Here is a 12,246-nt window from a genome sequence, read left to right on the forward strand (position 1 = left end):
CGCACCACCCGAAGCATCCGGAGAAAACGATCATGACAAAGTTGGGCGGAGAGAACGGCGGCTGAGACTGCTCAGTCGTCTTTGGACATTCGCGCTGAATCTCGAGGCTTCACCTCGAGGCGCATGCCGAGTTCTCGACCGGGAGTAAGACCTATACCCATGAAAGTGTAGGTCTTACTTTCGTTGGGGTTGTTCCTGACGAGGATCTCGAACGACTCACTGGGCTCCGCGAAGCCGATTGGCTCGCAGTAGGCCTCTTGCCCGACAGGCAAAGTGATCTTGTACTCGGCGTACTCCACGGGCATCAGCTTGTTGAACTTGAAGATGAACTCCTCAGGCTCGTGGCGCTTGACCAACGGCGCGCACTTGCCCGGCCAGCACCATTCGATCTCCAGCTTGATGTCCGCACCGATCTTGACCGGCGCACGCAAGTGACAAATCAGCTCCAAGCGCCCGTCGGGCAGCCAATTGATCGTGGTGCGCCAAGACGTGCCGCGTGTGTCCTCCAGGAGCAGGCTCCGCACCTTGACTCGCACCTGCTTCTGAACTGCCTTCGGCTGATCCCAACGAGCCCCGAATTTCAACGGCAGGAAGTACAGCTGGCGGCGCATCGACACCGCATGGATGCGGATCACCTCTTTGGAGCCGCCCTCTTCGTCGATCACCGCGGTCTGGCGCCAACTCAGGACCCGGGCCACGTAGCCGTGCCGTTCGGCGAGAAATCGGCAATAGCGGGCCAGCAAGAAGCGGTCTTCATCAGCTTGTTGCTTCAGCCGCGCCCGGTCGTGCAGCAACACCAGCGCGAAAGTCAGCGCCAGAAGGATCATGAGAAGCAGCCCTGCGAACTTGACCGTCGGCACTCCGGGAACCGCCGCCACCGCCACCGAAAAGCCCAGCACCGCGAAGATCGATCGAACTGTCGCCGCTGTCCCACGGGCCAGCAGCTGTTTGTCGAACCACTCAATCAGACTTTTCAGCATCGCCGGAGCCTTTCGCGCATGCAGCTTCGACACGTACCTACAAGTTCGTCGATGGTAGACACAGCGTTGACTGGCCGTAAACCGGCGAGAGCGCTTTGTGACCTGCGAAGGCCGAATTGAGGCCCCCCGGACGATGTTCGCCGACCGCTATCCGCGGCGGACGGCACCCGCATACTTCAGTGACGGACAACGGCTGGCTTGAGCTGCGCGACCGGTGACTCGAAACGGCTTGCCGAGCATGCGCGGCGGCTTCACCGAGACCGGGCGAACCGACAGGTCAGACCCGACGGTGGCCACCGGGCCTGATCCAGCGGATCATTGCGTACGGCTGTCCGGCATCCAGGCGGTCAGCGCTACCGCTACCTCAGTCGTCGATATCGCGACTCCGTTTCCGTGTTGCATCCGGCATCGAATGTGCTTGGCTCAACCGGAGGTGAGCAACGACCGTCTTCGGGTAGATCCACCGCGCGCCCGCTCGTCACATGCGGGCGGCGTCGAGGATCGCCTGGGCGAACGGCTTCGGCGCCTCCTGCGGCACGTTGTGCCCGATCCCGTCCAGGATCCGGTGCTCGTACTTGCCCGTGTACTTCGCGCGGTACGCCTTCCCGTCCTTGGCCGCGCCGTCGAAGTCGCTCGCGATCGTGATCGCCGGGACCGGGATCGGCGGGCCCGTCTGCAGCTTCTGCTCGTACGCCTCGTACTGCGGCTCGCCCGGGGCGAGGCTCAGCCGCCAGCGGTAGTTGTGGATCACGATGTCGACGTGGTCCGGGTTTTCGAACGCCGCCGCGCTGCGGTCGTACGTCGCGTCGTCGAAGTGCCACGCCGGGGACGCCGTCTTCCAGATCAGCTTGTTGAAGTCGTGGCGGTTGGCCGCGTAACCCGCGCGGCCGCGCTCGGTCGCGAAGTAGTACTGGTACCACCAGCCGAGTTCCGCTTGCGGCGCGAGGGGTTTCTGGTTCGCCGCCAGGTTCGTGACGATGTACCCGCTCACCGCGACGACCGCCTTGCACCGCTCCGGGAACAGCGCCGCGATGACGTCGACCGTCCGCGAACCCCAGTCGTAGCCGCCCAGGACGGCCTGGTCGATCTTGAGCGTGTCCATCAGCGCGACGACGTCGAGCGCGACGGCCGCCTGCTGGCCGTTGCGGACGGTCTGGGCCGACTTGAACACCGTCGGGCCGTAGCCGCGCAGGAACGGGATGATCACCCGGTAGCCGGCCGCGGCCAGGATCGGCGCGACGTCGACGTAGCTGTACGGGTCGTACGGCCAGCCGTGCAGCAGGAGCACCGGCTGCCCGGTCGCCGGCCCCGACTCGTAGTAGGCCATGTTCAGCACCCCCGCGTCGGCGTGCTTGACCTCGCCGAGCGAGGTGTGCTCGCCCGCGCCGGCCCGCAGGTCAGGGGTCGTCGACGGCGCCGCGGCGGGGGCGGCCGCGTTCGACGAGCAGGCCGCCAAGGACGTCGCCGCCAGCCCCGCCGCGAACGCCTGCCCGAACCTTCTCCTGCTGATCATCTTGACTCCTGTGCGAAAGACCGTGGGACTTTCACGACGTTAGAGCCGGTCCGGTGACTTACGCGCCCGTCGGGTGACGCAGCCGGTGTACGTCACCCGTCCAGGGTTTTCAGCGTCGCGGCGAGGTCGGCGCGGGAGCTCACACCCAGCTTGGGGAAGATCCGGTGCAGGTGGGTGCCGACGGTCCGGTGCGAAAGGTACAGCCGCTGCCCGATCTCCCGGTTCGTCAGCCCGTCGGCGGCCAGCTGGGCGATGCTCAGCTCGTGCGGGGTCAGCTTCTCGCGCGCGTCCGGGCCGCGGTTCGGGCTCGACTCGCCCGCCCCGCGCAGCTCGCCCCGGGCCCGCTCGGCCCAGGCCGTCATGCCGAGGGCGTCGAACGTCTCGCGCGCGGTGCGCAGGTGCGTCCGGGATTCGACGACCCGCCGCTGCCGCCGCAGCCACTCGCCGAAAGCCAGGTGGACGCGGCCGCGTTCGGCGGGCCAGCCGCTCAGGTCGGCCCCCAGCGCTTCGGCGAACCGCTCGTCGCTCGGGTCGAGCACCGCGCGGGCGTAGCGCAGCCCGATGTGCAGCGCGGGCGACGGCGAGTCCAGGCACTCCAGCTCGGCCAGGACGTCCCGCAGGTCGCCGGTCCGCCCGGCCCGGACCGCGGCCTCGGCCAGCTCCGCGACGCAGTACGCGCGCAAGGCCAGCTGGTAGGCGGGGTCGGCGGGGTCGAGAGGCCGGCGCAGGTCGGCGAAGGCGTCTTCGAAGCGGCCTTCGCTCAGGTTGGTGAGCCCGCGCGTGAGCTGGACGGTGGCGAGCACCGGCCGGGCCCCGGCGGCCAGCCCGGTGCGTTCGGCCTCGGCGGCGAGGGTTTTCGCCTGCTTGTGGTCGCCGCGCAGGGCGGCGATCTCGGCCTGGACGGCGGTGGCCAGGCCGTACATGAACGGCTGACCGGTTTCGCGGGCGAACCGGGCGGCCTCCGCGGCGGCGGGGACGGCGCCGGCCAGGTCCCCGAGCCGCACGCGGCTCCACGCGAGGACGGCCAGCGCGCGCGGCAGCAGCCCGAGCCGGCCTTGCGCGCGCAGGCCCGGCGCGGCGGCCGCGGAGAAGCGCGCGGCGAGGTCGAAGGCCCCGACCTGGAGGGCGGCGCTGCCGAGGTAGCGGTCGACTTCGGGATCGGCGCCGGTCCGCGCGGCCAGCTCTTTCAGCTTTTCCAGGACGGCTGGGCCGCGTTCGAAGGGAGCGACGTACGCGGTGACGGCCACGATCCGCGGATCGCCGGCCGGGACGGGCAGCGCGTCGGCGACGTCGAGCAGCGCTTTTCGCGCGGCCGGGCCGGGCTCGGTCCAGAAGCACCGCATGGCGGCGCTCCAGAGGATCCGCAGGGCGGCGGTGGTTTCCCCGTCGGCGGCGACGGCCTGGGCGGTGGCCGCGAGTTCGGCGACGCGGGCGGGGTCTTCGCGGACGCCGTCTTCGAACTCGCTCAGCAGCCGGCTCGCCGTGGCCCGCTGGCTGGGGGTGGCGGGGTTGGCGGCGTGGACGAGCCGTTCGGCGGTCTCGCGGCGTCCCGACTCGACGGCCAGTTCGGCGGCTTTCAGCAGCCGACCGGTTCGGGTTCCGGGCTCGCTCAGCCGCGCGGCTTGCTCGAGAGCGGCGATGGCAGCGGCGGCCCCACCCCGGTACCGGGCGCGTTCGGCAGTCGCTTCGAGAGCGGCGGCCACCGTCTCATCGGGACCGGCGGTCGCGGCGGCTTGGTGCCAGGCGCGGCGATCGGGCTGGTCGCGGAGGGCTTCGACGAGGGCGAGGTGGGCTCGGCGCCGCTCGGCGGGTGTCGCGGCGGCGGGGATGGCGGAGCGCATGAGGGGGTGGCGGAAGGTGACGGTGCCGGCGGACAGTTCGACGAGCCGGGCCTCGACGGCGGGAGTGAGGATGTCGGGCTCGACGTCCGCTCTTACGAGCACCCTCGTCGCCGCCAGCGTCTCGGCCAGCGCCGTCGTCTCGTTCACTGCCGCCACCAGCAACGCCGTCCGCGTCACCTCCGGCAAGCCCGCCACCCGGGCCGTGAACGTCCGCTCCAGCCTCTCCGTCAACGGCAGCACCGGGTCCAGCCCGTCGAAGTCCGCCAACGCCGCCGGCAGCTCCGTCAACGCCAGCGGATGTCCCGCCGCCTCCGTCAGCAACCTGGTCCGGACCGCCGGTGCCAACCGGGGCGCGACCGCGTCCAGCAGGTCCGCCGCGTCGTCCGCCGCCAGGCGCTCCAGGACCATCGGTGCCAACCCCGCGTCCAGCAGCGGCGAAGCCGCCCCCTCCCGCAGCGTCGCCACCAGGACGATCGGCTCGTTCTCGATCCGCCGCGCCACGAACGCCAGGACGTCCGCGCTCGCCCGGTCCAGCCCGTGCACGTCCTCCGCCACCAGCAGCAACGGCTTCGCCGCCGCCTCCTCGGCCAGCAACGTCAACGTCGCGAGCCCCACCAGGTACGCACTCGGCGTGACGCCGTCCGCCAGGCCCAGCGCCGTGCGCAGCGCGTCCCGCTGCGGCGCCGGCAGCTCGGCCACCCCCGCCCGGGCCGGGTAGAGCAGCTGGTGCAGACCCGCGTACGCGAGGTTCCGCTCGGCCTCCGCCCCGGTCGTCCGCAGCACGCGCAGGCCCGCGACCGAGGCCGCGTCCGCCGTCTCGGCCACCAGCGCCGACTTGCCGATACCCGCTTCGCCGCGGATCACGACGCCACTGCGATCTCCGGGACCGTCGACGAGCTCACCCAGCTCCTTCAGCTCGGCTTCCCGCCCGTGCAACGCCATGCGACCGACCTTACCCAACCGGTGTTTCCGCAGCTCAGGGCTAAGTGACGTACATCAACAGCGTCACCCGACGGGCGCGGCGGCCACCTGCCGCCGCCTAGCTTCGCAGCGTCCACGCAAGCGACCCGAGGAACCGATGAGACGCATCCCCAAGTTCTTGGCGGCCGCCGTGCCGCTCCTGCTGACCGGGCTGATCCCGCTCGCCCCGAGCGCGTCGGCCGCGACGCCGGTCTGTGCCGCCGTGCCGGTCGAGGCGCCCGCCGGCGCGAAGATCGAGTCGGTCCAGGCGGAGCACAAGACCGCGTACTGCCAGCTCACCGTCACGCTCACCCACTCCGGCCGCGACCACGTCAAGGTCGCCGTCGCCCTGCCCGACACCGGCTGGACCGGACGGCTGCAGGCGCTCGGCGGCAGCGCCTACGCCGCCGGCGACTTCGACGGCCTCGCCCAGGCCGTCAAGGACGGCTACACCGGCGTCACGACCGACGCCGGCGTGTCCCTGGACGGGCTCGACACGTCGTGGGCGCTGACCGCGCCCGGCCAGGTCGACCAGACACTGCTGACCAACTTCGCCACCCGTTCGGTGCACGAAGAGGCCCTGATCGGCAAGGCCGTCACGCAGCGGTACTACCACCGCCCGGTGGCGTACTCGTACTGGACCGGCTGTTCGACCGGCGGCCGCCAGGGCTACTCCGAGGCCCAGAACCACGCCGGCGACTTCGACGGCATCCTGGCCAACGCCCCGGCCGTCGACTGGACGCAGTTCGCCGTCGCGACGCTGTGGCCGCAGATCGTGATGAACCAGAGCCACGACTTCCCCAGCACCTGCGTGCTTTCGGCGTTCCGGACCGCCGCGGTCCAGGCGTGCGACGCGCGTGACGGCGTCACCAACGGCATCGTCGACCGCCCGGACGAGTGCAGTTACGACCCGCGCACCCTCGTCGGGACGAAGGTCGTCTGCGACGGCCAGGAGTTCACCGTCACGGCGGCGGACGCCGAGGTCATGCGCAAGATCTGGGCCGGGCCGACCGACGAACGCGGCCGCAAGCTGTGGTCCGGGCTGCCCAAGGGCGCGGACTTCACCTGGCTGGCCGGCACGACACCCGGCCCCGACGGCACGCTCGTCGCGCCGGGCTTCCCGGTGGCCGTCAAGTGGGTGCAGTCGTTCCTGGAGAAGCAGGCCGGTTTTGACACCTCGAAGCTGACCTACGGCCAGTTCGCCGACCTGTTCCGCCAGTCGGTGCGGGAGTACGACGACGTCATCGGCACGTCCGACCCGGACCTGTCGGCCTTCCGCCGCGCCGGCGGCAAGCTGATCACGTTCGTGGGCGCGAACGACCAGCTGATCCCGCCGGGCGGCACGCTGTCCTACCGCCGTGAAGTGGAGCGGACCATGGGTGGCGCGCACCGGGTGAACGACTTCTACCGGCTGTTCTCCGCGCCGGGTGTCGAGCACTGCTTCGGCGGTGGCGGCCCGGAGCCGACGAACGCGCTCGGGCAGCTCGTCGACTGGGTGGAGAAGGGCAAGGCCCCGGCGACGCTGACGGCCGCTTCGGCGGACGGCAAGACCCGGAACCTGTGCCCGCTCCCGTCGGTCTCGCGGTACACGGGTGGCGACCCGGCGGTGGCGTCGAGCTACCGCTGCCGCTGAGTCCACGCCGTGGGTGCCGGCCTCCCTCCGGCACCCACGGCGAATGGACTTGCGGGTCCAAAAATGGCTCGGCACGCTGAAGTCATGGCACTCGACCAGTACTACCTCCTCGGCCGGTCCGGACTGCGCGTCAGCCGGCTCGCGCTCGGCACCATGAACTTCGGCACCGGCGGTTTCCATGCCGCCTACGGCAAAACCGAAGACGAAGCCCGCCCGATCTTCCGCAAGTACCTCGACGAGGGCGGCAACTTCCTCGACACGGCGGACTTCTACACCGCCGGCGAGAGCGAAACCATCCTCGGCCGCCTCATCGCCGAAGCGAAGGTGCGCGACCGGGTGGTCTTGACCACCAAGTTCACCAACAGCGTCGACCCCGGCGATCCCAACGCGGGCGGCAACGGCCGCAAGCACCTGATCCGCGCGCTCGAGGCGTCGCTGCGCCGCCTGGGCACCGACTACGTCGACCTGTTCCTCTTGCACACCTGGGACCGGCTCACCCCGGTCGAGGAGGTCGTGCGCACGCTCGACGACCTCGCCCGGGCGGGCAAGATCCGCTACGCGGGCCTGTCCGACGTCCCGGCCTGGTACGCGGCTCGCGCGCAGAGCATCGCCGAGGCGAACTCGCTCACCCCGATGATCAACCTCCAGCTGCCGTATTCCTTGGTACAGCGCCAGATCGAGACCGAGCACGTCCCGATGGGCCAGGAACTCGGCCTCGGCGTCACGGCGTGGAGCCCGCTGGCCGGCGGCTTCCTGACGGGCAAGTACCGCGACGGCGGCACGGGCCGGTTCGCCGACCCGGACGCGCAGACCTGGACCGAACGCGACTGGCAGCTGCTGAAGCCCCTCGAAGAGGTCGCGACCAAGCTGGGCGTCACGATGGCCCAGGTGGCGATCAACTGGGTGGCGACGCAGCCGGGCATCGCCTCGGCGATCGTGGGCGCGAGCAGCGCCGGCCAGCTGGAAGCGAGCATGGCGGCGCTGGACTTCGAAATCCCGGCCGAGCTGCGCGCGGTGCTCGACGAGGCGAGCGCGGTCCCGCCGGCGTCGGTGTACCGGATGTTCACGGCGCAGTACCAGAACTGGATCGTGACACCGGATACGAAGGTGGGCGACAAACCGGCGGGGTACGCGCCCGCGGTGCGGAACTGGTAGGCGGCTGAAGGGCACCTTGCTGTCATCTCGTGCGACGAAGGTGCCCTTCAGCACGTCTCATGCAACGAAGGTGCCCTTCAGCCCGCGACCACCTCGCCGCCCTGGACGATGTGGCGGAAGTGCTTCGGTTCGGCCAAAACGCCGATGTCCGCGAGCGGATCTCCGTCCACCACCAGGAGATCCGCGTGCGCGCCCACGGCCAGTGTGCCGATCTCACCCGTCAGGTTCAGCAGGTCCGCCGCGGTCGACGTCGCCGACCGGATGACCTCCAGTGGGCTCTGGACTTCGCCGCGCAGGCGGAACTCGTGATTCTGGTGGCGGTGCATGCCGCCCAGCAGATCCGTTCCGTAGACCAGCTGCACGCCGCCGCGGGCCGCTCGCTCCAGCGCCGCCATGCCCGCGCCCAGGACCTCGTCGACCTTGCGCCAGCTCGACTCCGGGAGGCCGTGCTCGCGGCCTTCCTCCTTCAGCGCCCAGTACGTCACCAGTGTCGGGACCAGGTACGCCTCCTGGGAAAGGAACAGCGAAACGCTGCGGTCGTCGAGCAGGTTGCCGTGCTCGATCGAGCGGACGCCCAGCTCCAGCGCCCGGTTCACCGCGCGGGCGGTGTACGCGTGCGCCGCCACGTACCGGTTCGCCGCCGTCGCCTCCTCGACGATCGCGCTCAGCTCCTCCGCCGAGTACTGCGTCGAGTCGATGCGGTCGGTCGGGGACGCGACGCCGCCGGAGGCCATCACCTTGATGTGGTGGGCGCCCTTGCGCAGCTCGTCGCGGGCGGCCGCGCGGACCGCGTCGACTCCGTCGGCCACCCGGCCCAGGCCCGCGCAGCACGGGTGGTCGTCCTTGACCTGGGTGCCGCGGGTGCGGCTGTCGCCGTGGCCGCCGGTCTGGCTCAGCGCGCGGCCGCAGAACAGCAGGCGCGGCCCGCGGAACAGCCCGTCCGCCTGGGCGTCGGCCAATCCGTAGTCGGCGCCGGAGGCGTCGCGGACCGTGGTGAACCCGCGGTCGAGCATCCGGCTCATGGTCTGCGCGGCCTGAGCGGCCACGTAGGACGGTGACGACGACGGCAGCGAGCCGAGGTCCGCCGTCGACGCCGTGACGTGCACGTGTGCGTCGACCAGCCCGGGCAGCACGACCGCGCCGCGCACGTCGAGCGTCGGCACGTCGGCCGCGGCGAGGTTCGGCCCGGCCTCCACGATGCGGCCGTCCGAAGCGCGCAGGTCGCCTTCGGTGTACTCGCCGGACAGCGGGTCGAGCAGCCGGGCGTTGCGCAGCAGCAGGGATCCGGTCACCGGTTCTCCTTCTCCAGGTCGAGCAGGGCCGACACGGCCAGTGGCGTCAGGGATTCGGCCACCACCACCGCATCGTCGTCGTAGGCGCCTTCCGCGTCGAGGATGTTGAGCACCCCGAGCGTGCGGCCGTCGGCGATCACCGGCACGTTGATGATCGAGCCGCAGCCGAGCCCTTCGATCAGTTCGTGGTCGGCGAAGATCTCGCGCACCGCCGCGCGGTCCCGCCCGAAGTACGGCTCCTGCGCGGTGACGCACTTGTCGAGCCAGCCCGCGGCGACCTCGACCGTCTTCTCCCCGCCCACCGGGTACTCCGCCGGGTGGCTGCTGTGCACCCGCCGCAGCGCCCGGCGTTCGGGCACCCACGCGAGCACCGTGAACAGCCGCACGCCGATCGCGTCGCGCACCCGTTCCTCCACAGTGGACAGACTCACTTCGTCATCTCCTTCGCGGCGGCCTTCGGCGCGCCGTGTTCGGTCAGTTCTTCCAGGGACCGGCCCGCGGTGGACAGGCCGAAGACGAGCACGCAGAGCACCCCGGCCGCCAGCACCGCCGTCGTCATGCCGAAGACGCCGGCGAACCCGAGGCTCGCCGAGGACAGGCCGATGATCGTCGGCGCGAGGATGCTGCCGACCCGGCCGAACGCGCTGGACAGGCCGGTGCCGCTGGCGCGGATCCAGGTCGGGAACACCTCGGGCGTGTAGGAGTACACCCCGGCGTAGGTGCCGTTGAGGAAGAACGACAGCACCGCCCCGGCGAGCGTGATCGACCACGGCGCGCTCGTCTGGCTCAGCCAGAACGCGCTCACGGCCGAACCCGCGAGGTACAGCGCGATCGTGTGCTTGCGGTCGAGCCGCTCGGACAGCCACGCGGCGGAGAAGTACCCGGGCACCTGCGCCAGGTAGATGATGATCGAGAACTCGAAGCTCTTCGTCACGGTGATGCCGCGTTCGACGAGCAGCGTCGGGATCCACGAGAAGAAGCCGTAGTAGGAGAACGTGATCACGAACCAGACGGTCCAGATCACCGCCGTCCGGCGCCGCATCGCCGGGCTCCACAGGAACTTCAGCGCGCTGAAGAGGTTGACCTTCGGCGTCTCGGTGGCCGGCGCCGCGTCGGCGGGCGGCACCGGCGGGAGGGCCGTACGGGTGGCCTTCTCGACGTCGCGTTCCAGCTTGGCGACGACGTTTTCGGCTTCGGTGACCCGGCCCTGGGCGAGCAGGAACCGCGGCGACTCGGGCAGCGACCGCCGCCACCACAGCAGCATCACGATCGGCAGCGCGGTGACCAGCTGCGCGACCCGCCAGCCCTCGTCGAACGACGGCACGACGAACCGCCCGATCAGCGCGGCCGCGACGAACCCGAAGGAGAAGAAGCCGGCGAGCGCGCCGACGAACCAGCCGCGCCGCTTGGCCGGCACGAACTCGGACAGGAACGGCGCGATGATCGCGCTTTCGGCGCCGGCGCCCGCCCCCGCGAGCACCCGCGCGCCGAGGAAGACCTCGTAGTTGGGCGAGAAGGACGCGATGACCGAGAAAAGCGCGTAGAAGGCCAGCGCGTACATCATGACCTTCTTGCGGCCGATGCGGTCGCCGAGCAGGCCGGCCGCGATCGCGCCGAAGAGGAAGCCGAACGGCGTCGCGGAGCCGATCAGGCCGAGCTGGCCGTTGTCGAGGCCCCACGCCGCCTTGGCGCTGGGCAGCAGGAAGGCGACGACCGCCGAGTCCATGCCGTCGAAGGTGTAGCCGAGCCCGCCGATGAGCAGCAGCTTGTAGTGGGGCCGGCTGAGCGGCAGCCGATCCAGTCGGGTCAGCAGGGTCATGGGGGAACGCCTTCCGTGTCGGGCGCCGGGGAGTGCGGACAACGTATACTGCGTTTTCACGGTTTTGCAATGTTCGTTGCAAGTCGACATCCCTGCGTTACGGTTCACCTCGACAGAGGGAGGGACGAGTGGCGGAGACCGACGACGGTTTCGAGGGGTGGCTGCGGGACCGGCTGCCCGAGCGGGGGCTGCGGCCGAAATCGGCCGCGGTACTGGAGGTCCTCGTCTCCCAGCCGCGGCGGGCGTCCTTCGGCTCGACGGCCGAGCTGGCCCAGCTCGCCGGCGTCAACGTGGCGACCGTGACGCGCACGGCGCAGGCGCTGGGCTTCGCCGGCTGGCCGGCGTTGCAGCAGGAGCTGCGGGCCCGGTACATGTCGTCGCTGAGCGCGCCGCAGGTCGCCGAGGAGCACCGCGGCGTCGACTCGCCCGGGTCCGCGTCCCTGCGCCGGGACCTCGACAGCCTCGCGCTGCTGAACCGGCGGTTCGACGAAGAGGTGATCCGCGAGGTCGCCCGCGCGATCGCCGCGGCCCGCCGGACGCTGGTGATCGCCGACGGCAGCTACGCGGCGGTTGGCATCGCCTTCGCGCACAACGCGCGTCTCGCGGGGTACGACGTCCACGCGGTGACGGCGGGCGACGCGGAACTGGCCAACCAGACGGCGAAGCTGACGTCGGACGACGTCCTCGTGGCGATCAGCTTCTGGCGCCTGTACGAGAGCACGGTCCTGGCGGCGAGCGAGGCGAAGAGCCGCGGCGCACGCGTGTTCGCGGTGACGGACGCGGCCAGCCCGGCCCTGGCGGGCGCGGTGGAGCAGGTGCTGATGGTGCCGGCCGAGGGCGTGACGTTCTTCCCGTCGCTGACCGCGGGCATGGCGCTGGTCCAGGCGATCGTCGCCCAGCTGGCGGCCGTGGACCCGGCACGGACGAGCGAGTCGATCGAAGCGGCAGAGGCGATGTGGTCGCGGTTCGACCTGCTGCACCGCCGCCCGTCCGCCAAGCCCCTGTGAGCTGAGTCACTCCGCGACGGTTTCCCGCTCCCCCGGCGGTCTTGAT

The 12,246-nt window shown here is 70.8% G+C and carries 9 protein-coding genes; 3 read left to right on the plus strand and 6 right to left on the minus strand.

The genetic code is table 11. The features are described 5' to 3' along the window. Positions 1-71: 71 nt before the first annotated feature. The 3 genes from BLV96_RS46440 to BLV96_RS46450 form a co-directional block, all read right to left on the minus strand. Complete coding sequence (locus BLV96_RS46440) at positions 72-1,013, minus strand: hypothetical protein (protein ID WP_143051142.1); 942 nt, start codon at positions 1,011-1,013, stop codon at positions 72-74. A 445-nt stretch (positions 1,014-1,458) separates the two neighbouring features. After that, positions 1,459-2,493, minus strand: a complete 1,035-nt coding sequence (locus BLV96_RS46445; RefSeq protein ID WP_086675785.1) for an alpha/beta fold hydrolase — start codon at positions 2,491-2,493, stop codon at positions 1,459-1,461. A gap of 92 nt (positions 2,494-2,585) precedes the next feature. Continuing rightward, positions 2,586-5,276, minus strand: coding sequence for a helix-turn-helix transcriptional regulator (locus BLV96_RS46450; protein WP_086675786.1), 2,691 nt, complete (start codon positions 5,274-5,276; stop codon positions 2,586-2,588). 136 nt (positions 5,277-5,412) lie between these two features. On the opposite strand from BLV96_RS46450, the gene BLV96_RS46455 reads away from it, so the two are divergent. Further along, positions 5,413-6,927, plus strand: coding sequence for a tannase/feruloyl esterase family alpha/beta hydrolase (locus BLV96_RS46455; protein ID WP_086675787.1), 1,515 nt, complete (start codon positions 5,413-5,415; stop codon positions 6,925-6,927). Positions 6,928-7,011: 84 nt separating this feature from the next. After that, the gene (locus tag BLV96_RS46460; RefSeq protein WP_086675788.1) at positions 7,012-8,082 is read left to right on the plus strand and encodes an aldo/keto reductase; all 1,071 of its coding nucleotides are present in this window, start codon (positions 7,012-7,014) and stop codon (positions 8,080-8,082) included. 77 nt (positions 8,083-8,159) lie between these two features. Here the strand turns inward: BLV96_RS46460 and BLV96_RS46465 are convergent, their stop codons facing one another. Genes BLV96_RS46465 through BLV96_RS46475 form a run of 3 tightly spaced genes read right to left on the minus strand, consistent with a single transcriptional unit; the run spans position 8,160 to position 11,193 of the window. Next, positions 8,160-9,374 (minus strand): metal-dependent hydrolase family protein, encoded by a 1,215-nt coding sequence (locus tag BLV96_RS46465; RefSeq protein WP_086675789.1) that lies wholly within the window; start codon positions 9,372-9,374, stop codon positions 8,160-8,162. Continuing rightward, positions 9,371-9,805, minus strand: a complete 435-nt coding sequence (locus BLV96_RS46470; RefSeq protein WP_086675790.1) for a GAF domain-containing protein — start codon at positions 9,803-9,805, stop codon at positions 9,371-9,373. Before BLV96_RS46470 ends, BLV96_RS46465 begins: the two co-directional genes overlap by 4 nt. Further along, a complete protein-coding gene (locus BLV96_RS46475; RefSeq protein WP_086675791.1) occupies positions 9,802-11,193 on the minus strand; it encodes an MFS transporter in 1,392 nt (463 codons plus the stop codon). The genes BLV96_RS46470 and BLV96_RS46475 overlap by 4 nt, the downstream gene beginning before the upstream one ends. Before the next feature lie 128 nt (positions 11,194-11,321). On the opposite strand from BLV96_RS46475, the gene BLV96_RS46480 reads away from it, so the two are divergent. After that, entirely contained in the window at positions 11,322-12,200 is an 879-nt protein-coding gene (locus BLV96_RS46480) for a MurR/RpiR family transcriptional regulator (RefSeq protein WP_086675792.1), read from the plus strand. The last annotated feature ends 46 nt before the right edge of the window (positions 12,201-12,246 follow it).

It is taken from the genome of Amycolatopsis pretoriensis (assembly GCF_900107925.1).
In the GTDB taxonomy this organism is placed as follows: domain Bacteria; phylum Actinomycetota; class Actinomycetes; order Mycobacteriales; family Pseudonocardiaceae; genus Amycolatopsis; species Amycolatopsis pretoriensis.